The organism is Luteipulveratus mongoliensis, assembly GCF_001190945.1.
In the GTDB taxonomy this organism is placed as follows: Bacteria; Actinomycetota; Actinomycetes; order Actinomycetales; family Dermatophilaceae; genus Luteipulveratus; species Luteipulveratus mongoliensis.
Genome location: NZ_CP011112.1, coordinates 3,065,491 through 3,085,512, shown reverse-complemented (window position 1 = coordinate 3,085,512; position 20,022 = coordinate 3,065,491). Strand labels below are relative to the sequence as shown.

The 20,022-nt window shown below is 67.8% G+C and carries 18 protein-coding genes; 5 read left to right on the top strand and 13 right to left on the bottom strand.

Features of this window, described 5'->3' with window-relative positions; genetic code table 11:
- Nucleotides 1-1,014, bottom strand: coding sequence for a GTP 3',8-cyclase MoaA (moaA, locus tag VV02_RS14635; protein ID WP_052592584.1), 1,014 nt, complete (start codon nt 1,012-1,014; stop codon nt 1-3).
- Between the two features lie 31 nt (nt 1,015-1,045).
- Here moaA and VV02_RS14630 point away from each other — a divergent pair, with 31 nt between their 5' ends.
- Together VV02_RS14630 and VV02_RS14625 are read left to right on the top strand one after the other, a co-directional pair.
- Nucleotides 1,046-1,843, top strand: a complete 798-nt coding sequence (locus VV02_RS14630) for an SURF1 family cytochrome oxidase biogenesis protein (protein ID WP_169787694.1) — start codon at nt 1,046-1,048, stop codon at nt 1,841-1,843.
- Nucleotides 1,844-1,858: 15 nt separating this feature from the next.
- The gene (locus VV02_RS14625; RefSeq protein ID WP_052592580.1) at nt 1,859-3,229 is read left to right on the top strand and encodes a YibE/F family protein; all 1,371 of its coding nucleotides are present in this window, start codon (nt 1,859-1,861) and stop codon (nt 3,227-3,229) included.
- A 6-nt stretch (nt 3,230-3,235) separates the two neighbouring features.
- Here the strand turns inward: VV02_RS14625 and VV02_RS14620 are convergent, their stop codons facing one another.
- Together VV02_RS14620 and VV02_RS14615 are read right to left on the bottom strand one after the other, a co-directional pair.
- Nucleotides 3,236-5,119, bottom strand: a complete 1,884-nt coding sequence (locus tag VV02_RS14620) for an ABC transporter ATP-binding protein (RefSeq protein WP_052592579.1) — start codon at nt 5,117-5,119, stop codon at nt 3,236-3,238.
- A 121-nt stretch (nt 5,120-5,240) separates the two neighbouring features.
- Complete coding sequence (locus VV02_RS14615) at nt 5,241-6,050, bottom strand: enoyl-CoA hydratase/isomerase family protein (RefSeq protein WP_052597047.1); 810 nt, start codon at nt 6,048-6,050, stop codon at nt 5,241-5,243.
- 151 nt (nt 6,051-6,201) lie between these two features.
- Between VV02_RS14615 and VV02_RS14610 the strand changes: the two genes are divergently transcribed.
- A complete protein-coding gene (locus VV02_RS14610) occupies nt 6,202-7,701 on the top strand; it encodes a hypothetical protein (RefSeq protein WP_052592576.1) in 1,500 nt (499 codons plus the stop codon).
- A 3-nt stretch (nt 7,702-7,704) separates the two neighbouring features.
- Here VV02_RS14610 and VV02_RS14605 read toward each other — a convergent pair whose 3' ends face one another.
- Nucleotides 7,705-9,303 (bottom strand): ABC-F family ATP-binding cassette domain-containing protein, encoded by a 1,599-nt coding sequence (locus tag VV02_RS14605; protein WP_052592574.1) that lies wholly within the window; start codon nt 9,301-9,303, stop codon nt 7,705-7,707.
- Nucleotides 9,304-9,463: 160 nt separating this feature from the next.
- Between VV02_RS14605 and ypfJ the strand changes: the two genes are divergently transcribed.
- Together ypfJ and VV02_RS14595 are read left to right on the top strand one after the other, a co-directional pair.
- On the top strand, nt 9,464-10,429 hold the full coding sequence (gene ypfJ / locus VV02_RS14600; protein ID WP_052592572.1) for a KPN_02809 family neutral zinc metallopeptidase: 966 nt from the start codon (nt 9,464-9,466) through the stop codon (nt 10,427-10,429).
- 156 nt (nt 10,430-10,585) lie between these two features.
- Nucleotides 10,586-10,978, top strand: a complete 393-nt coding sequence (locus tag VV02_RS14595) for a hypothetical protein (RefSeq protein ID WP_052592571.1) — start codon at nt 10,586-10,588, stop codon at nt 10,976-10,978.
- Between the two features lie 73 nt (nt 10,979-11,051).
- Here VV02_RS14595 and VV02_RS14590 read toward each other — a convergent pair whose 3' ends face one another.
- The 9 genes from VV02_RS14590 to VV02_RS14550 form a co-directional block, all read right to left on the bottom strand.
- A complete protein-coding gene (locus tag VV02_RS14590) occupies nt 11,052-13,115 on the bottom strand; it encodes an MMPL family transporter (protein WP_245633085.1) in 2,064 nt (687 codons plus the stop codon).
- 193 nt (nt 13,116-13,308) lie between these two features.
- Nucleotides 13,309-13,635 carry a metal-sulfur cluster assembly factor gene (locus tag VV02_RS14585; RefSeq protein WP_052592568.1) on the bottom strand — a complete coding sequence of 109 codons (327 nt, stop codon included), beginning with the start codon at nt 13,633-13,635 and terminating at the stop codon, nt 13,309-13,311.
- Nucleotides 13,632-14,099 (bottom strand): Fe-S cluster assembly sulfur transfer protein SufU, encoded by a 468-nt coding sequence (gene sufU, locus VV02_RS14580; protein ID WP_052592566.1) that lies wholly within the window; start codon nt 14,097-14,099, stop codon nt 13,632-13,634. Before sufU ends, VV02_RS14585 begins: the two co-directional genes overlap by 4 nt.
- Nucleotide 14,100: 1 nt before the next feature.
- A complete protein-coding gene (locus tag VV02_RS14575) occupies nt 14,101-15,453 on the bottom strand; it encodes an aminotransferase class V-fold PLP-dependent enzyme (protein WP_052592564.1) in 1,353 nt (450 codons plus the stop codon).
- Nucleotides 15,454-15,458: 5 nt separating this feature from the next.
- Nucleotides 15,459-16,220, bottom strand: a complete 762-nt coding sequence (gene sufC / locus VV02_RS14570; protein ID WP_052592561.1) for a Fe-S cluster assembly ATPase SufC — start codon at nt 16,218-16,220, stop codon at nt 15,459-15,461.
- Between the two features lie 14 nt (nt 16,221-16,234).
- Nucleotides 16,235-16,582 (bottom strand): non-heme iron oxygenase ferredoxin subunit, encoded by a 348-nt coding sequence (locus tag VV02_RS14565; protein WP_052592558.1) that lies wholly within the window; start codon nt 16,580-16,582, stop codon nt 16,235-16,237.
- A 1-nt stretch (nt 16,583) separates the two neighbouring features.
- Nucleotides 16,584-17,783, bottom strand: a complete 1,200-nt coding sequence (gene sufD, locus VV02_RS14560) for a Fe-S cluster assembly protein SufD (RefSeq protein WP_052592556.1) — start codon at nt 17,781-17,783, stop codon at nt 16,584-16,586.
- A complete protein-coding gene (sufB, locus tag VV02_RS14555; RefSeq protein WP_052592552.1) occupies nt 17,783-19,201 on the bottom strand; it encodes a Fe-S cluster assembly protein SufB in 1,419 nt (472 codons plus the stop codon). The genes sufD and sufB overlap by 1 nt, the downstream gene beginning before the upstream one ends.
- Nucleotides 19,198-19,971 (bottom strand): helix-turn-helix transcriptional regulator, encoded by a 774-nt coding sequence (locus VV02_RS14550; RefSeq protein ID WP_342667831.1) that lies wholly within the window; start codon nt 19,969-19,971, stop codon nt 19,198-19,200. Before VV02_RS14550 ends, sufB begins: the two co-directional genes overlap by 4 nt.
- Nucleotides 19,972-20,022: the final 51 nt, after the last annotated feature.

Below are 20,022 nucleotides of genomic sequence, written 5' to 3'. Positions count from 1 at the left end.
TCAGCCGCCGATGCTCGACATCGGTCGGTCCGGCTGCACGAACGACGGGTCGTCGATGCCGTGCCCCGCAAGCTTGGCCGCCATCTCACCGGTGATGGCCGCGGCGATCTGCTCGTCTGTCGCGCCACCTCGCAGGAGCCCCCGCAGATCCGACTCGCCCCGTGCGAACAGGCAGTTGCGCACCTGGCCGTCGGCCGTCAGCCGCGTTCGGTCGCACGCACCGCAGAACGGCGCAGACACGCTCGCGATCACGCCCACTGTGGCCGGCCCGCCGTCGATCAGGAATCGCTCGGCCGGCGCACTGCCCCGGTCGTTATCGGGCAGCGGTGTGAGAGTGAAGCGCTCCCCCAGCCGCTCCCGGATCTCCGCAGCGGTGACCATCTGCTCGCGCTCCCAGGCGTGCTGCGCGTCCAGCGGCATCTGCTCGATGAACCTCAGCTCGTAGCCCCGGTCGAGGCACCACTGCAGCAGGTCGGCGACCGCGGTGTCGTTGACGTCTCGCATCGCCACCGCGTTGACCTTGACGGGTGTCAGGCCGGCGTCCGCCGCAGCCTTCAGCCCCGCCTCCACATCGGCGAACCGGTCCCGCAGCGTCAGCCGCTTGAACGTCTGCGGATCGACCGTGTCGAGCGAGACATTGACCCGGTCCAGGCCGGCCTGCGCCAGCGGCGCGGCCAACCGATCAAGCCCGATACCGTTGGTGGTGATGGCGAGACTGGGCCGCGGCTCGAGGGCCGCCACCCGGCGTACGACATCGACGAGCGACCGGCGCAGCAACGGCTCGCCGCCGGTGAACCGGATTTGACTGACGCCAAGCCCCACGAAGATGCCGATCAGGCGCACCATCTCGTCGTCGGTCAGCATCTCCGGCTTGGCCATCCACGGCAGCCCCTCCGCAGGCATGCAGTAGGTGCAGCGCAGGTTGCAGCGATCGGTGACCGAGACACGAAGGTCTCGCGCCACCCGGCCGTAGCCGTCGCGGAGCGCTCCTGGTTGCAGCGGAAGGTCCTGCATGGCTCCAATCTACGGCGGGTACGGTCACGGGGTGCTTCGTGTCTTGCTGACCAGGCGCTGGCTGGCCTGGCTGGCGGTCGCGATGATCGCCGCGCTCGCCTGCCTGCTGCTCGGTCGGTGGCAGTGGCACCGGTGGGAGTCCAAGCATGCGATGCAGACGCAGATCGGCGACAACTACGACGCGCCACCGGTCGCCCTGTCCGGGATCCTGCCCACGACACACTCCCCGTTCCCGCCCGCTCGGCAGTGGACGCAGGTCCGGCTCGAGGGGACGTACGACGCCGCCCACCGCCTCCTCGTGCGCAACCGTCCGAGCAACGGCACCTTCGGCTACGAGGTCCTGGTGCCGCTTCGACTCCTCGACGGCGGCAGCGTCCTGATCGACCGCGGCTGGGTACCCAACGGTCCCAACGCGGCCACTCCACCGCCGCTCCCGGCCACGCCGGCCGGCCAGGTCACGGTCGTCGGCTGGCTGCGTCCCGGTGAGGCCGAGCTCGGTCGCGCGCCGATCCCGGGCCAGGTGTCCTCGATCAATGTCGCCGACGTGGAGCGGCAGACCGGCACCCAGCTCTACGACGCGTACATCCGCATGCGGTCCGAACGGCTGCCGACCGGCGCCAGCCCGACCCGCCCGCAGGCGCTGGAGAAGCCCGACCAGGGATCGGCGGCCGGTATCAATCTGAGCTACGCCATCCAGTGGTGGGTGGGCATGCTGGCCATACCGATCTTTGTGCTGTTCTCGGCGCGTCGTGAGGCGCGAGAGCAGGATCCTGAGGCGCGACCCGCTCGCCCGAAGAAGATCCGCATCTGGGACGAGGAAGATGCCTGACCCGAAGGATCCGCGATGACGCACGGCCACAGTCACGGCGACATCGAGCCGCCGTTGCGCCGGAACCGCGCCTATCTGCAGGAGGCGCGCGACACCCGTCGTACGGCGCTGCGGCTGCTCGCCGCGATCCTGGTGCCCGTCGCGCTGCTCACGATCGCCGGTCTGGTGCTGCTGTGGCCGGACAGCTTGTCCTCCCACGTCCGGAAGTCGGTGACTCAGGTCAGCTCGGCCGGCACCACCACGGTTGCCGGGACGATCACCTTCGTCAAGCCGATGTCGTGCTCGGAAGCCGGCGGCGGTCCTGGCGGCGCAGGCGACGGCGGGGGCGCCGGTGACTCGGAGGGCGCGCCCGCCCCTTCTGATGCCAGCTCGCCATCGAGCGGCGCGTCCGGCGACACCTCGCCGGAGAACCGCTGCGCCGTGCTGAGCGTCGACATCCGCGGCGGCCCCGAGAAGGGCAAGGCCGAGCAGGTGACCGTCGACAACGTGGTCCTCAGCACCTCACCCAAGGCGGGCCAGAAGGTCCGGCTGGCGCGGTCGGTGATTCCCGGCCAGCCCGTGACGTACGAGTTCGCCGACTTCGAGCGCGGCCTGCCCCTCGCGCTCATTGCCGCGTTGTTTGCGGTCGTAGTGATCGGTGTCGCCCGGTGGCGTGGGCTGCTCGCTCTGGTCGGGCTGGGCTTCGGAGCGGCGATCCTGACGTGGTTCGTCTTTCCCGGTCTGGTGGGTGGCGAAAACCCTGTGCTGGTGGGCCTGGTCGGCTGTCTGGCCATCATGTTCGTCGTCCTCTACTGCACGCACGGCTTCAGCGTGCGGACCACGACAGCCTTGCTCGGGACGGTCTTCGGACTCGGTCTGTCGGCCCTCCTCGGCTGGGGTGCGACGAGCTGGACCCATCTGACCGGCGCCGCGACCGACGACGACTACCTGCTCGGTCAGGCTGCTCCCGACATGCGCCTGACCGCTGTCGTCGTGTGCGGCATGATCATTGCCGGAATGGGCGTCCTGAACGACGTCACCATCACCCAGGCGTCGGCCGTGTGGGAGCTCGCCGAGGCGGGTGAGACCGACCGGCGGTCGTTGTTCCGTCGGGCCATGCGGATCGGACGCGACCACATCGCCTCCACCGTCTACACCATCGCGTTCGCCTGGGCTGGCGCCTCCCTCGGCACCCTGCTGCTCATCTCGGTCTACGACCGCCCGCTGCTCGACATCCTGCAGTCCGAGCTCATCGCGGCCGAGGTGCTGAGCACGCTCGTGGGCTCCGTCGCGCTCGTGCTGAGCGTGCCGGTCACCACCGGTGTCGCCGTCGCGCTCGTCGGGCAGGCCCAGGCCAAGACCAGTCGGCGCGGACGTCGTACGCCCTCCGCGCCGACCACGGACTGACCTGGGTCAGGCGCCGACCGGCTGCTCGTCGCCGGCGTCTCTGAACTGCGTCCGGTAGAGGTCGGCGTACAGGCCGCCGTGGGACAGCAGGCTCAGGTGATCGCCGCGTTCGACAACCGTGCCGCCGTCGATGACCAGGATCTGGTCGGCGTCGCGCACGGTCGAGAGACGGTGTGCGATGACCAGTGAGGTGCGACCGGCGAGGGCGCTGTCGAGCGCACGCTGCACGGCGACCTCGGACTCGCTGTCCAGGTGCGCCGTGGCCTCGTCCAGCACGACGACCGACGGCCCCTTGAGCAGCAGCCGGGCGATGGCCAGCCGCTGCTTCTCTCCGCCGGACAGGCGGTGGCCGCGGTCACCGACCACGGTGTCGAGTCCCTCCGGCAACGCGTGGATGAGGTCCCACACCTGGGCGGCTCGCAGCGCGTCCTCGAGCTCTGCGTCGGAAGCCTCCGGCCGGGCGTAGAGCAGGTTGGCGCGGATGGTGTCGTGGAACAGGTGCGCGTCCTGGGAGACGACGCCCAGACGGCTGCGCAGGTCGGTGGAGGCGACATCACGCAGATCGACGTCGCCGATGCGGACACTGCCCTCGGTCGGGTCGTACAGCCGAGCGACCAGGCTCGTGATCGTCGTCTTGCCAGCACCGCTCGGCCCGACCAGCGCGACCAGCTGACCCGGCTCCGCTCGCAGGCTCACGTCGTGGAGCACGGTCGAGCCGGCACCACGGTCGCCACCGCCCACGGTCTCGAGTGACTCGAGGGAGACCTCGTCCGCGGACGGGTAGGCGAACGAGACGTCATCGAACTCGACCGCGAGCGGTCCGGTCGGCAGCGGCTTCGCCTGGTCGGGCTCCTTGACCAGTGGCTGCAGGTCGAGGATCTCGAAGACGCGCTCGAACGACACCAGGGCGGTCATGACGTCGACCCGCACGTTGGACAGCGTGGTCAGCGGTGTGTAGAGGCGGCCGAGCAGCGTGGCCAGGGCCAGCAGGGTGCCGACGGTCAACGTGCCGTTGACGGCCATCACACCGCCGAACCCGTAGACCAGTGCGGTCGCGATCGACGCCATCAGGGTGAGGCCGACCATGAAGACCGAGCGGTTGAGCGCGATGATCACGCCGATATCGCGCACTCGACCCGCGCGGTCGGAGTACTCGGTGTCCTCCTGGTCAGGGCGTCCGTAGAGCTTGACGAGCAAGGCACCCGCCACGTTGAACCGCTCGGACATCCGAGCGCCGAGACCGGCGTTCTCCTGCATCTGCTCCCGGGTGAGCCCGGCCAGGCGGCGGCCCATGAGCCGGGTCGGGATGAGGAACATCGGCACGAGGACCAGCGACAGCAGCGTCAGCTGCCAGGACAGCGTGCCCATGGCGACCACGATGACGACGAGCATCACCACGTTGCTGACGACGTTGGACAGCGTGGATGTGAAGGCCTGCTGAGCGCCGATGACGTCTGAGTTGAGGCGAGTCACTAGGGCACCGGTCTGGGTGCGGGTGAAGAACGCGATCGGCTGGCGCAGCACGTGACTGAACACCTGGCGTCGCAGGTCGAAGATCAGTCCCTCACCGATCCGTGAGGACATCAGCCGCTCCACCACCGACAGCAGCGCACCGATGACAGCCACGACACCGACCAGCAGGGACAGACGGACCACCAGGCCCGAGTCTTTGCCGCCGACACCCTCGTCGACGATCTGCTTCAGCAGCAACGGTGTGGCGACCACGAGCAGCGACTCGAGGATCGTCAGGGCAAGGAACGCGATGATCGTCCGCTTGTACGGAGTGGCGTAGGTCATCACCCGACGCGCCGTCCCGGGACGCAGGCGCGCGTCCTTCACGGACGCGTCTCGCGTCATCGAGTTCATCGCCTGCCAGGCACCCATCGACATGTGCCCTCCTCTCGTCGTACGCCGGTTGCTGTAGCCACGCGGCGCGCTCCCCGGGCGGCGCCTTGCTCAGCGCCCGTCCGGCATCGTCGTGATCACTGTGCTCGTTGAAGTCAACTTGAGGTCAAGACGAGGCATTCCTGGACGGCTGATCCACGAGTGCCCTGAGCAGTCGAACCTGCGCCGACCGCTCGGCGTAGTGCTGCTGCTCCGGCGTCGAGGTGACGGCGAAGCGCAGCAGTCCTTTGAGCTCGCGGATCGCATCAGGCGGGCTGGCGATGACCGCATCCGCGAGGTCACGAGCCGCCTCGTCGAGGTCGGCGGTCGGCACCTTGAGGGAAGCCAGTCCCCAGTCGACAGCCTCATCCGCTCCGATCGGACGTCCGGTGGCGCACACCTCGAGCGCTCGGCTGTAGCCGACGTGTCGCACGAGCTGGTGGGTGCCGGTCAGGTCGGGCACGAGGCCGAGGGCCGTCTCCCGCATGATCAGCTGCGCGTCGTCTGCGACGATCCGCAGGTCGCAGGCCAGCGCCAGCTGGAAGCCCGCGCCAACTGCGTGGCCCTTGACGGCCGCGATCGTGACGACAGGAATTTCGGACCAGATCGCGAATCCCTTTTGGTACGAAGCAATCTCGTCAGCAAGCGACTCCGCTCCAGCACTCGCCTGCTCCAGCAGGCTCCGCTCCCCCGGCAGTCCATCAGGGGTCAGCAACCGACGGTCGAGGCCGGAGGAGAATGTTGGTCCGGCACCCCGCACGATCACCACGCGCACCTCCGGCGAGAGCGTGCGCCCCAGGTGAGCGAGGGCCAGCCACTGGCTCGGGACCTGAGCGTTGCGAGTCGGTTCGTCGTCCAGCGTGATGGTCAGGATCGGGCCGTCCTGCACCACGTCGAGGCGCGGGTGAGGACGCTGGGTCAGGGCAGGTGAGGTCACCCACGGGACTCTAGCGGCGGCGTACGACGGTCTGCCGTTGGTCAAGGAGACGCCAACCACGAGTCAAGTGCCTGTGGACAACGTCCTGGCCCTCTGGCGCCAGGTTTGATGACCGGCGTTGGTCGTTCGCGTTCCTTGGGGAGTGTCTTTGATGTCTGTCGATCGTGTCCGTACGTCTGCCCTGCTCGCCGTTGTGATGGCCGGGCTGATCGCCGGTTGCGGCGGTGAGGACGGCAAGCATCAGGTGGAGAGTGTGATCATCGGCGGCTCGCAGGTCACCGACCCTGTGGCCCTGCTGAACGAGGCTCACACCCAGTTCATCTCCGCCAATCAAGGCGCCATCGACGCCCGGTCGGCGACTGTCGCCTCGGACACGTCATGCTTCTTCCGCCGTGAGAGCGCACGAAGCACCGCGGTCGTGCCCAAGGTGTTCTGCGGACCCATCCGACGTCCAGGTGCAGACGAGGACCACAGCTGGGACGCGTACGGCACCGACTCGAGCTCAGAGGTCACGCTCGGCAGCCTGGAGCAGCCCGCCTCTGCGGTCGACATCTCGTTGCTCGTGCGGCCGGACGGCAAGAGCCCGGCGGACGCGAGCACGGTGGCCGCTCCCCTGGTGCCGCAGAGCACACTCAAGGACTACGCCGTCATGCGCCCCGAGAGCGAGCAGCAGAGCGGCTTCGAGCTCACCAACCTGGCGATACCGGCGCGGCTCGTCACGCCGTCCGCGACGATCTCGGTGCTGGCTCAGGCGACCTCCGACGTGCTGCCGGGCTGGGTGGAAGGTGGCACGGGTGCCGCGGCGTACCGGCCGGCCGATGGTCAGGAGATCCGCGCGTACCGCGTGACCATCGAGCCCGGCAGCCCCTACCCGGACCCGAACGGGTCGGGCAGGAGCGCGGCCGCCGGCTCGGCGAAGGATGCGTCGACCACGTTGTCGGTCTCGGTCGGCGGGCAGCGGCTGGTCGTGCACGGCTCACCCGACGACAGCCACACCTCGGGATCCTTTGAGGCGAAGACCTTCACGGTGACCTGTGCGTCGCTGCCGTGCTCAGACAAGGCTGACCGCCGGACCTACGTCCTGGTGACATCGATCGCCAAAGGAAAGGCACCGAGCCTCACCGCCACGGTCGACGGGCAGTCGCTGTCCATGCCGCTCGCCGGCGGAGCCGTCAGCTCGGCAGTCTCGACGGTGGGCAGCGCCCGCAAGAACATGCAGCAGCAGGTCAGGGCCTCACTGGCCACGCAGCCGGTGCCTGTCGACTTCGGATCGTCCTACGGTGTGATCGACACCAAGGTCGATCCAGCCACGATCTCGACGGTGTTCCTCACCGCCTTCGACTCCGCAAAGGGCTGGGCTCCGTCGGGCAAGGCCTGGCTCGAGGTTCCGCTCAACGAGGGCGGGCTGCATCCGGACAGTGGGCTGTGGAAGCTCGACCCCGACGTCATCACCTTGAAGACCGCAACGGGCACCGTGGCCCCCGATGCTGACGCCGAGCAGGTCGGCACGTACGCCTACCTCGTTCCCGACACCTTCACGACCGGGACGCTCGTCTATCAAGCGCACGGCACGGCGAGCTACGGCGGACCGACGAAGCCGTTCAAGGCCAAGACCAGCCAGCAGATCCCGATCAGCATCCCGGCCGGGTAGCGGTCAGGCCAGGGTGATGAGGTCCGCGTAACCCTTGTTCCAGTGGTCCTCGACACCGTCCGGCAGCAGCAGGACACGCTCAGGCTGCAGCGCCTCGACCGCGCCCTCATCGTGCGTCACCAGGACAACGGCGCCCTCGTAGGTCTGCAGGGCGCCGAGGATCTCCTCGCGTGAGGCCGGGTCGAGGTTGTTGGTCGGCTCGTCGAGCAGCAGCACGTTAGCCGACGACACGACCAGGAGCGCCAACGACAGGCGGGTCTTCTCGCCACCGGAGAGCACGCCGGCCGGCTTGTTGACGTCGTCTCCGCTGAACAGGAACGAGCCCAGCACCTTGCGGACCTCGGTCTCGCCGAGATCGGGTGCGGCCGACTTCATATTGGCCAGCACTGAGCGATCGGTGTCGAGGTTCTCGTGCTCCTGGGCGTAGTAGCCGAGCTTGAGGCCGTGTCCGGCCTGCACCTCGCCGGTGTCCGGGGCGTCGACCCCGGACAGGATCCGCAGCAGTGTGGTCTTGCCGGCGCCGTTGAGTCCCAGCACGACCACGCGTGATCCGCGATCGATCGCCAGGTCGACGTCGGTGAAGATCTCGAGGGAGCCGTACGACCGCGACAGCCCCTCAGCAGTGAGCGGCGTCTTGCCGCACGGCGAGGGCTTGGGGAAGCGCAGCTTGGCGACCTTGTCCTGCTGCCGCTCGCCCTCCAGCCCCGAGAGCATCTTCTCTGCGCGGCGAGCCATGTTCTGCGCGGCCACGGCCTTGGTGGCCTTGGCCCGCATCTTGTCGGCCTGCGCCAACAGCGTCGAGGCCTTCTTCTCGGTGTTGGCTCGCTCCCGCTTGCGTCGACGCTCGTCCTGCTCACGGGTCTGCAGGTAGGTCTTCCAGCCGACGTTGTACTGGTCGAGCTCGCCGCGGTTGGCGTCCAGGTGGAAGACCCGGGTGACGACGGTGTCCAGCATCTGCACGTCGTGACTGATGATGATCAGGCCGCCGCGGTAGGCCCTGAGGTAGTCGCGCAGCCAGACGATGGAGTCGGCGTCGAGGTGGTTGGTCGGCTCGTCGAGCAGCAGCGTCTCGGCGCCCGAGAAGAGGATCCGGGTCAGCTCGACACGTCGACGCTGTCCACCGGACAGGGTGCGCAGCGGCTGGCTGAGGATGCGCTCGTCCAGACCGAGGCTCGAGGCGATCGAGGCGGCCTCCGACTCCGCGGCGTAGCCACCCTGAGTCGTGAATTCGGCATCGAGGCGGGTGTAGCGCCGCATGGCCTTCTCGCGACGCTCCTCGTCCTCGGCCGCCATACCCTCCTCGGCGAGACGAAGATCACGCACGATGACGTCGAGTCCACGCGCCGACAGGATCCGGTCGCGGGCCAAGATCTCCAGATCGCCAGTGCGGGGGTCCTGCGGGAGGTAGCCGACGTCACCGCTGCGAGTGACCTGGCCCGCGGCCGGTACGCCCTCGCCGGCCAGCACCTTCGTCAGCGTCGTCTTGCCGGCTCCGTTGCGGCCGACCAGGCCGACCCGATCGCCCGGAGCGACGCGAAATGTCGCGTCGTCGAGCAGGATCCTCGACCCGGCGCGCAGCTCGATGCCGGTGGCGGTGATCACGGGAGTGCTCCTTCTGAGGACGGGAAGATCTGGCAGCAAAACGGACGCCAGACCCGCGCGCTGCGGACCCGGGCGTCCGGGGTGTGTCGCGCTAGTCTACGCATCGGTACCCAAGGGGCCCGAACGAGTTTCGCGGCCCACGCCGACCCGGAGGTCGAACGTGACGTTCAACGACGATGCAAGCCTCGACACCTCACAGGTCGAGTCCGGAGGCAGCGGCGGAGGTGGCTTCGGCGGTGGGGGCGGCGGCATGGCTCCCGGCGGCATCGCCGTCGGCGGTATCGGCGGACTGATCCTGATGGTCTTGATGGTGCTCTTCGGCGGCGGCCTCACTGGCGGCGGCGCCAACGGCACCGGTACCGGTATCGACCCGGGCAGCATCGGCCAGGACACCTCACAGGTTGCCGGCTCCAACACCTCGGTCGACGACGCGATTGCCCAGTGCAAGACCGGCGCGGATGCCAACGCTAACGACACCTGCCGCGTCATCGGCACGGTCAACAGCGTGCAGAACTTCTGGAACGGCGCGATGCCGAAGTACGGACAGACGTACACACCGGCCAAGACCGTGATCTACAGCGGCTCGACCCCGACCGCCTGCGGCACCGGTAGCGCCGCGATGGGCCCGTTCTACTGCCCGCTCGACAAGAAGGTCTACATCGACGCGTCGTTCTTCCAGGAGCTCTCCTCCAAGTACGGCGCCGACGACGGCGCCCTCGCGCAGGAGTACGTCGTGGCGCACGAGTACGGCCACCACATCCAGGACATCTTCGGAGTTCTCGGCAAGGCTCAGCAGGACCCGCAGGGCGCGGAGAGTGCCTCCGTCCGCACCGAGCTGCAGGCCGACTGCTACGCCGGCATCTGGGTTGCCTTCGCCTCTCAGACCACCGATTCAGGCGGCAAGCCCCTCCTGAAAGAGATCACCGAGCAGGACATCAAGTCCGCGCTGTCGGCCGCCTCGGCCGTCGGTGACGACCGGATCCAGGAGAAGTCACAGGGCCGCGTCACTCCCGAGTCCTGGACCCACGGCTCGTCCGCTCAGCGGCAGAAGTGGTTCATGGCCGGTTACAACAGCAAGGGCGACATCAACGCCTGTGACACGTTCAACACCCAGGACCTCGGCTGACCAACAGCCCTCCCGGTCGTACGACGAAGGCTCACCTCCGCGCAGGAGGTGAGCCTTCGCCGTACCCGGCACCACAGGTCATCGAACGGCTGGTCGGCACCGGTAGGTGCGAAGACTGCCATCGAGGACCCGTGCACGACATACGCTTCCGATCTCATGTCTGCTGACCGTCTTCTCCCGCCGCTCCTCCGTGATCGCTCGACGCCCGTCGCGGCAGTCCTCGCCGGCGTTGTTCCCGTCACCTTCGGTGCGGTCACCGGACTCGCGCTCGATCGATCACCGGTGGTCTACCTCGTGCTCCTCGCCGTCGCAGGGGTTGGCGGAGTCGGCGCTGGCATCGAGCACGACAGCACCATGGGCGGACTGCGCCGCGGTCTCGTCGGAGGCGCCTTGTTCACTACCGGCATCCTCGTGACCCACCTGCTGATCAACGGCGCCCATGAGGACCAGCTACCGTCCCCGCGGATCCTGCTCTACGTGCTCAACTGCGGCGTCGGTGCGCTGTTCGGCGTCCTCGGCACCAGGCTGCGCGCCCGTCTGGCGGGATGACCAAGGCTCTCCCAGTCGTACGACGAAGGCTCACCTCCGCGCAGGAGGTGAGCCTTCGTCGTACGGGCGGTTATCAGCCGGCGGCCGGGGCCGGCTCCACGTCAAGGTGCTCGGCAACCGGCGCCTCGTCCGGGACCTTGCTCAGTGAGCCGGGCCACCAGATCCGGTTGCCGATGTCGAGGTTGAGAGCAGTGACCAGAATCGCCCGCACGACGATCGTGTCGAGCAGCACGCCCAGCGCGACCGCGAAGCCGATCTCGGCGAACGCCACCATTGGCAGCGTGCCCAGCACGGCGAACGTGGCAGCCAGCACCAGACCCGCCGAGGTGATGACGGCGCCCGTCGCAGACAGACCGATGATCGATCCACGTCTGGTGCCGTGCTGCCTGGACTCTTCTCGGACACGACTCATCAAGAAGATGTTGTAGTCGATGCCCAACGCCACCAGGAACACGAACACGAACAGTGGCAGCGACTGATCCGTGCCACCGAATCCGAAGATGTAGTGGAAGACCAGGGCGGACAGACCCATCGCCGCTGCGAACGACAGCACCACGGTCGCAATCAGAAGGACCGGTGCGACGATCGCCCGCAGCAGCAGCCCCAGGATGATCATCACGACGATCAGCGTCAGCGGGATGATCACCTTGTTGTCCCGGCTGTTGGCGTGGTGGATGTCGAGCGTGGTCGCTGAGCTCCCTCCGACGAGCGCGTCGGCGCCGCTGACGCCATGGACCACCTGCCTGATCTGTTCGACCTTGTCGAAGGCCTGCGGGCTGTACGGGTCGCCGGGGACTGCTGTCTGAAGGAGCGTGCGTGCGCCCTTGACGACCGGAGGTCCCGCCGGGTCGAGACTGGCCTTGGACTTCAGCGCGTTGGTGACCTCTGCAGCCTTGTCGCTGTTGACCACGACGTAGACCGGGTCGCCGGCATTCGTGGCGTAGTGAGCGTCCAGCACCTTGGCTGCCGAGACCGAGTCCTGCTGCTTGATGAACGTCTCCTCGGTGGTCAGACCGTTGGCATCCAGCTTGACCAGGCCGATCGCGCAGATGCCCAGGATGACCGCGGTGCCGACCCAGACCCGCCGGGGGTTCGGCTTGATCCAGTGACCGACCTTGGCCCAGAAGCCCGACTCGGTCGGCTCGACGCTGCCGAAGCTGGGCCGACGGGGCCAGAAGATCCACCGACCGACGATGACCAGCAGCGCAGGCAGCAGCGTCAGCATGGCCAGCAGGGAGAACACCACGCCGATGGCCAGCACCGGTCCCAGGCTCTTGGTGGAGTTCATCTCCGCGGCCATCAGGCAGAGCATGCCGAGCACGACGGTCGAGCCACTGGCAAAGATCGCCGGCCCGGACCGGTGCATCGCCAGCTCCATGGCTTCGTGCCGGTCTTCGTGCTTGCGCAGCTCTTCTCGATATCGAGCGACCAGGAGCAGGGCGTAGTCGGTGCCCGCTCCGATGACCAGGACCGTCAGGATGCCGTACGACTGCCCGTTGACCGTCAGCCCGGCGTGCTCGGCGAGCAGATAGATGAACGCCTGAGCGGTCGTCAGCGCGAACGCGGCACACAGGATCGGCAGGATCCACAACGTCGGGCTGCGATAGGTCAGCAGCAGGATGACGATGACCACGAGCAGGGTGGCGAATAGCAGGTTGGTGTCGAGTCCGGAGAACGCCTCGGCCTGGTCAGCGCCCAGTCCGACTGGCCCGCCCAGATGGACGTTGAGTCCCCCGGCGCCCTTGGTGGCTTGACCTCTGATGTCATCAGCCACGTCCGGGAGGTCGTTCCACCCGGTCTTGGGATCGATGTGGACCGGGACCAGTGTCTGCAGAGCCTTCTTGTCCGGTGACGGCACCGGCCCGAGCACCTTGCCACTGACGTTCTTGACCTTCGCGAACGCGGCTGCGTCGGCCTGCGCCTTGGCAGTGTCCGCTGCGGTGATGCCGCCCGGGCGCTCGTACACCACGATGCCCTGGAAGCTGTCGCGGTCGATGAACCCGCCGAGCTGGTTGAAGGCCTTGGTGGACTCCGCGCTCGCGGGCAACCAGGACGAGGCCTGGTTGTCCTGGGCATCGGCCAGCTTGCCTGCGAGCGGACCGAGTACGGCTAGCGCAACGATCCAGATGGCCAGCACGATCCATTTGGTGCGTCTACCGCAGACGAAATGTGCATATGGACGACTCATCGACCTCAAGCTCCCCTTTGTGGCAGGCGTGGCCCCTGCGCTCAGGCGAACGAGTCTGTCAGCGGCGGGTGGTGCCGCACTACTCCAATTCTGCTGAACTGATCTCTCTGTCGGAGGACGGATCCTGTCCTCGGCGTCGAACTCAGACGTTAAAGCCGAGGGCGCGCAGCTGCTCGCGGCCGTCGTCGGTGATCTTGTCCGGGCCCCACGGCGGCATCCAGACCCAGTTGATGCGGTGCGAGGCGATCAAGCCCTCGAGCGCGGCAGCTGTCTGGTCCTCGATGACGTCGGTCAGCGGACAGGCCGCACTGGTCAGCGTCATGTCGATGACGGCGTGCGCCTCGGCGTCGACCGTGATGCCGTAGATCAGGCCAAGGTCGACGACGTTGATGCCGAGCTCGGGGTCGACGACGTCGCGCAGCGCTTCCTCGACGTCCGCGACATTGGGCGGCGTGGTGGTGGTGCTCATCGCGTGCTCCCGACAGGTTGAGTGTGGTCCGTAGAAATGGTGGCGCCGGCTCGCACCAGCGCGTCGGTGAAGGCGCTCCATGACAGCAGAGCACACTTCACGCGGGCGGGATACTTGGCGACTCCCGCGAAGGCGACGCCGTCGCCGATCTGCTCCTCGTCGCCCCGGTCCTGGCCCTTGCTGGTCAGCATCGTGCGCATCGCGCCGTAGGTCTCGAGCGCCTCGGCCACCGTGTGCCCGATGACCTCCTCGGCCAGGACGGACGTCGAGGCGACGGAGATGGAGCAGCCGAGCGCGTCGTACGACACGTCGGTCACCCTGTCCCCGTCGAGGTGGACGCGCAGGGTCACCTCGTCGCCGCAGGTGGTGTTGACGTGGTGGGTCTCCGCGTCGAACGGCTCGCGCAGGCCCGCGTGCTGGGGCCGCTTCGAGTGCTCGAGGATGAGCTCCTGGTACAGGTCCATGTCACGCTCCCTTCGCGATGCCGAAGACCTCTGGCACCTGGTCCAACGCCCGGAGGAACGTCTGGATTTCGTCCGGGGTGTTGTACGCCGCCACGCTGGCTCGGCTGGACGCCGTCACCTTCATGCGTCGGTGCAGTGGCCAGGCGCAGTGGTGGCCGGTGCGGACGGCGACGCCCTGGTCGTCGAGGATCTGGCCGACGTCGTGCGGGTGTACCCCATCGACCTCGAACGCCACGGCGCCCGAACGCAGAGCGACGTCCAAAGGACCGAGCACCCGGACCCAGGGCCGTTGCGCAAGACCTGTGAGCAGAGCCTCGAGCAGCTCGACGTCGTGGGCACGAACGCGATCCATGCCGATCGCGTCGAGGTAGTCACAGGCCACACCCAGCGCGACCGCCTGGGCGACGACCGGAGTGCCGGCCTCGAAGCGTTGTGGTGGCGGCGCGTAGGTAGTCTTCTCCATCCGCACGGTCTCGATCATCGACCCGCCCGTGATGAACGGCGGCATCGCGGCGAGCAGCTCGGACCGGCCCCACAGCACACCGATGCCCAGTGGGCCGAACATCTTGTGGCCGCTGAAGGCCAGGAAGTCCACGTCGAGCTCACGCACGTCGACGGGGAGGTGCGGCACCGACTGGCAGGCGTCGAGCACGGTGAGTGCGCCGACCGCTTTGGCCCGATCCACAAGTGTCGCAACGGGATTGATCGTGCCGAGCACATTGGACACGTGCGCGAAGGCCAGCACCTTGGTGCGCTCGTTGACGATCTCGTCGAGGTTGCTGAGGTCCAGCTGACCGTCGTCGGTCAGACCGAGCCAGCGCAACGTCGCACCTGTGCGGCGCGAAAGCTCCTGCCACGGAACGAGATTGGCGTGATGCTCCATCTCGGTGACGACGATCTCATCGCCCGGCCCGAGACGCAGACGAGCCGCAACCGCCGGGTCAGCACCCTCTAGGGCGCCGTCGAACGCGGAGTTGCTGAACGCGTATGCGACCAGGTTGATGGCCTCGGTGGCGTTCTTGGTGAAGACGATCTCGCTCGGCTGTGCGCCGACGAACCGCGCCACCCGCTCGCGGGCGTGCTCGAACTCATCGGTCGCTTCCTCCGCGAGCTGGTGCGCACCGCGGTGCACAGCCGCGTTGTGCTGCTCATAGAACCGCCGCTCGGCGTCCAGCACGACCGTCGGCTTCTGCGAGGTAGCGCCGGAGTCGAGGTAGATGAGCGGCCGGTCCTCGCGGACGGTACGACGCAGCACCGGGAAGTCCTCCCGGATGCGGGCCACCTCGGCCGGGGTGAGTGGCCCCGAGGCCGGGGTCTCCCCCGCGACCTGGGCGGTGTCGTACGTGGTCGTCATCGAGATCAGGCCTTCGCAGCGCTCACATAGCGGTCGTAGCCCTCGGCCTCGAGACGGTCGGCCAGCTCGGAACCGCCCTCCTCGGCGACCTTGCCGTCGATGAAGACGTGCACGAAGTCGGGCTTGATGTAGCGCAGGATCCGCGTGTAGTGGGTGATCAGCAGGACGCCCACCTCGCTGGTCTCCTTGGCGCGGTTGACGCCCTCGGACACCACGCGCAGCGCATCGACGTCGAGGCCGGAGTCGGTCTCATCGAGGATCGCGATCTGCGGCTTGAGGAGCTCCATCTGCAGGATCTCGTGGCGCTTCTTCTCGCCACCGGAGAAGCCCTCGTTGACGTTGCGCTCGGCGAAGGCGGGGTCCATGCGGAGGTTCTCCATGGCGCCCTTGACGTCCTTGACCCAGGTGCGCAGCTTGGGGGCCTCGCCGTCGACGGCCGTCTTGGCGGTGCGCAGGAAGTTGGACACCGTGACGCCGGGGACCTCGACGGGGTACTGCATCGCGAGGAAGAGGCCGGCGCGGGCGCGCTCGTCGATTGCCATCGCCAGCACGTCCTCACCATCGAGGGTGACGGTGCCGCTGGTCACGGTGTACTTGGGGTGACCGGCGATGGAGTACGCCAGGGTCGACTTACCGGAGCCGTTGGGGCCCATGATCGCGTGGGTCTCACCCGACTTCACGGTCAGGTTGACGCCCTTGAGGATCTCCTTGGTGCCGTCCTCGACGTCGACAGAGACGTGCAGGTCGCGAATCTCCAGAGTTGCCATGTGTTTTCGGTCCTTCAGTTCGTTGGGGTCTGAGGGGTCGTGGAGACGAAGACGTCGTCTCCCTCGACCCGAACGGGGTAGACCGCGACCGGCTGGGTCGCGGGGAGACCGGTGGGCTCACCGGTCCGGAGGTCGAAGCGCGAGCCGTGCAGCCAGCACTCGATGGTGCAGCCGTCGATCTCGCCCTCGGACAGGGAGACGTTGGCGTGGCTGCAGGTGTCGTCGACGGCGTGGACCGCACCGTCGGAGTCGACGACGATCGCGACCCGCTGACCCTCGATGTCGGCGAGGGCTGCGCCTTCCTTGGCGGGCAGCTCTGCGCGGGCACAGACCCGGACGAAACCCTGGGTGTCGACGGTCATCTCACTCACCGGCCTGGGCCAGTTCGAGCTCGATCGCCTCCATGACGGTGTCCACGATCTCCGGCACGCCGATCTTGCTGACGACATCGGCGAAGAACCCGCGCACGACGAGGCGGCGCGCATCCTCCTCGGGGATACCGCGAGCCATCAGGTAGAACAGCTGCTCGTCGTCGAACCGTCCGGTCGAGGACGCGTGGCCAGCACCGGCGATCTCGCCGGTCTCGATCTCCAGGTTGGGCACCGAGTCGGCGCGCGCGCCATCGGTGAGCACCAGGTTGCGGTTGAGCTCGTAGGTCTCGATCCCCTCGGCCTCGGCGCGGATCAGCACGTCGCCCACCCAGACCGTGTGAGCCGACTCGCCCTGCAGCGCGCCCTTGTAGGTCACCAGCGAGGTGCAGTGCGGCGCGTTGTGGTCGACGAACGAGCGGTGCTCGAGGTGCTGGCCGGCGTCGGCGAAGTAGACGCCGAGCAGGGTGGCCTCGCCGCCCGGGCCGGCGTACTTGACGTTGGTGTTGATGCGCACGATGCCGCCACCGAGGGTGACCACGATGTGCCGGTACGCCGCATCGCGGCCCACGACAGCGTCGTGCTGCCCGAGGTGGTTGGCGTCGTCGTCCCAGCGCTGGAGCGAGACCACGGTCAGGTTGGCGCCATCGCCGACGATGACCTCGAGGTTGCCGGTGTGGTCGGCCGAACCCGTGTGGTCCAGGATCACCAGGCCCTTGCTGTGGTGGCCGGCCTCGAGCACGTAGTGGGCGTTGCTGCGCCGTCCGGCACCGTTGCCGTGCACGTTGACGCGCAACGGCTGGGCGTACTCCTGCTCGGCGGCGAGGCGGACGTACAGCGCCTCCTTGGTGTTGGCGGAGGCGACAGCCGCACCACGGTCACCGGGCGTCAGCACGGTGCCACGCGGTGCCTGACCGGGTGCGAGCGACGGGCCCATCAGGGCCTCGACCCCGGACACGTCGAACGCAGCAGCAACATCGTCACCACGGTCGTCCGTGGGTTCGTCGGAGAACAGACCACTCAGTCGGTCCACCGGGGTGAAGCGCCACTCCTCCTCGCGGCCGCTGGGCACCGGGAACGCACCCACGTCGAATGACGTGGGGCGCTCGGCGCGCGACTGATCCGGGATGAAAGCCCCGGATGCAGCTGCGGCTGGGTCGATGTGGGTCTTGGCTTCGGGCGTCAGCAGGGTCATCAGCCGACGGCTCCTTCCATCTGCAGCTCGATGAGGCGGTTCAGCTCGAGGGCGTACTCCATGGGCAGCTCACGGGCGATCGGCTCGACGAAGCCGCGCACGATCATCGCCATGGCCTCCTCCTCCGACAGCCCGCGGGAGCGCAGGTAGAACAGCTGGTCCTCGCTGACCTTGGACACGGTTGCTTCGTGGCCCATCTGCACGTCGTCCTCGCGGACATCGACGTAGGGATAGGTGTCCGAGCGGCTGATCTGGTCGACCAGCAGCGCGTCGCACACGACGCTGGACTTGGAGCCGTGGGCTCCCTCGAGGATCTGGACCAGGCCGCGGTAGGACGTACGGCCGCCACCACGCGCCACCGACTTGCTCACGATGGTCGAGCTGGTGTTGGGCGCGGCGTGCACCATCTTGGAGCCGGCGTCCTGGTGCTGACCCTCGCCCGCGAAGGCGATCGACAACGTCTCACCGCGGGCGTGCTCGCCCAGCAGGAAGACGGCGGGGTACTTCATGGTGACCTTGGACCCGATGTTGCCGTCGATCCACTCCATGGTCGCGCCCTCGTCGCACGTGGCGCGCTTGGTCACCAGGTTGTAGACGTTGTTGGACCAGTTCTGGATGGTCGTGTAGCGGACGCGGGCGTTCTTCTTGACGATGATCTCGACGACGGCCGAGTGCAGCGAGTCCGACTTGTAGATCGGAGCGGTGCAGCCCTCGACGTAGTGCACGTAGGAGCCCTCGTCGGCGATGATCAGCGTCCGCTCGAACTGGCCCATGTTCTCGGTGTTGATCCGGAAGTAGGCCTGCAGCGGGATGTCGACGTGGACACCCGGCGGGACGTAGATGAACGAGCCGCCCGACCACACAGCGGTGTTGAGCGCGGCGAACTTGTTGTCACCGGGCGGGATGACCGAGCCGAAGTACTCCTTGAAGAGCTCCTCGTGCTCGCGCAGACCCGTGTCGGTGTCGACGAAGATGACGCCCTTCTGCTCGAGGTCCTCGCGGATCGAGTGGTAGACGACCTCGGACTCGTACTGCGCTGCGACACCGGCGACCAGGCGCTGCTTCTCCGCCTCGGGGATGCCGAGCTTGTCGTAGGTGTTCTTGATGTCCTCGGGCAGCTCTTCCCAGCTCGTGGCCTGCTTCTCGCTCGAGCGCACGAAGTACTTGATGTTCTGGAAGTCGATCCCGGTGAGGTCGCTGCCCCAGTTGGGCATGGGCTTCTTGTCGAACAGCCGCAGGGCCTTCAGGCGCATCTTCGACATCCACTCGGGCTCGCTCTTGAGACCGGAGATGTTGTTGACGACCGCGTCCGACAGACCGCGCTGTGCGGTGGCTCCAGCAGTGTCGCTGTCGGCCCAGCCGAACTCGTAGGTGCCGATGTCCTTCAGCCCTGGGTTGAGCTCTTCGATGGTGCTCATCGGGGATCCCTTTCTGAGGTGTCGGGAGAGGTCTTTGTCGTGCGCACCTCAGGGAGGGGCACGAAAGTCGTACAGACGTGGTCGCCGTGCGCGAGCGAGGCGAGTCTCTGGACGTGAACGCCGAGGAGGTCGGAGAACATTTCCGCCTCGGCCTCGCACAGCTGCGGGAACTGCGCCGCCACGTCGCGGACCGGGCAGTGACCCTGGCACAGCTGCAGCCCCGCGAGAGGTGTGCCTGCCGCGACCGGACGCATCGACGCGGCGTAGCCCTCGCGACGCAGCCCGGCGGCCAGCGCCTCGGTGCGGCTCTGCAGGTCATCACCGGCGTCGGCCATGTCGCGGGCGAGGCGCTCGGCGACCTCGCGGGCCCGCTGCTGCGCGTAGGCCGTCACGGCACCTGGCCCGGCGTGCTCGGCCAGGAAGCGCAGCACGTCGGCAGCCAACGTGTCGTAGTCCTCACGCAGGTCGGCGTGACCGGCCTCCGTCAGGACGTACGCCCGGGCCGGACGACCGCGGCGGCGAGCCTCGGTCGGGGCCTTCTCGTGCTCCTCCAGCAGACCGGCGTCAGCCAGGCAGTCCAGGTGGCGGCGGACGGCGGCCGGAGTCAGTCCGAGGCGCTGGGCGAGCTCGGCCGCAGTGATGGGTCCGTGCTCCGAGACCGTCTGCTTGACGCGCTCGCGGGTGCCGGTCTCCAGGGCCTGAGGTTGCGCCGACCCATCGCCGGTAGGCCGGGGGCCCATCGACGGCGAGGTGTCACGCGCGAAAATCACAACATCAGTGTGACCTAATTGCCTGGGAGGCCTCTACGAAGGCTCACCTAA

Excerpts from the sequence above, each read along its gene's own strand:
- moaA (WP_052592584.1), bottom strand. The coding sequence starts at position 1,014 with ATGCAGGACCTTCCGCTGCAACCAGGAGCGCTCCGCGACGGCTACGGC.
- VV02_RS14625 (WP_052592580.1), top strand. The coding sequence starts at position 1,859 with ATGACGCACGGCCACAGTCACGGCGACATCGAGCCGCCGTTGCGCCGG.
- VV02_RS14620 (WP_052592579.1), bottom strand. The coding sequence starts at position 5,119 with ATGTCGATGGGTGCCTGGCAGGCGATGAACTCGATGACGCGAGACGCG.
- VV02_RS14610 (WP_052592576.1), top strand. The coding sequence starts at position 6,202 with ATGTCTGTCGATCGTGTCCGTACGTCTGCCCTGCTCGCCGTTGTGATG.
- VV02_RS14595 (WP_052592571.1), top strand. The coding sequence starts at position 10,586 with ATGTCTGCTGACCGTCTTCTCCCGCCGCTCCTCCGTGATCGCTCGACG.
- VV02_RS14585 (WP_052592568.1), bottom strand. The coding sequence starts at position 13,635 with ATGAGCACCACCACCACGCCGCCCAATGTCGCGGACGTCGAGGAAGCG.
- sufU (WP_052592566.1), bottom strand. The coding sequence starts at position 14,099 with ATGGACCTGTACCAGGAGCTCATCCTCGAGCACTCGAAGCGGCCCCAG.
- VV02_RS14575 (WP_052592564.1), bottom strand. The coding sequence starts at position 15,453 with ATGACGACCACGTACGACACCGCCCAGGTCGCGGGGGAGACCCCGGCC.
- sufC (WP_052592561.1), bottom strand. The coding sequence starts at position 16,220 with ATGGCAACTCTGGAGATTCGCGACCTGCACGTCTCTGTCGACGTCGAG.
- VV02_RS14565 (WP_052592558.1), bottom strand. The coding sequence starts at position 16,582 with ATGACCGTCGACACCCAGGGTTTCGTCCGGGTCTGTGCCCGCGCAGAG.
- sufD (WP_052592556.1), bottom strand. The coding sequence starts at position 17,783 with ATGACCCTGCTGACGCCCGAAGCCAAGACCCACATCGACCCAGCCGCA.
- sufB (WP_052592552.1), bottom strand. The coding sequence starts at position 19,201 with ATGAGCACCATCGAAGAGCTCAACCCAGGGCTGAAGGACATCGGCACC.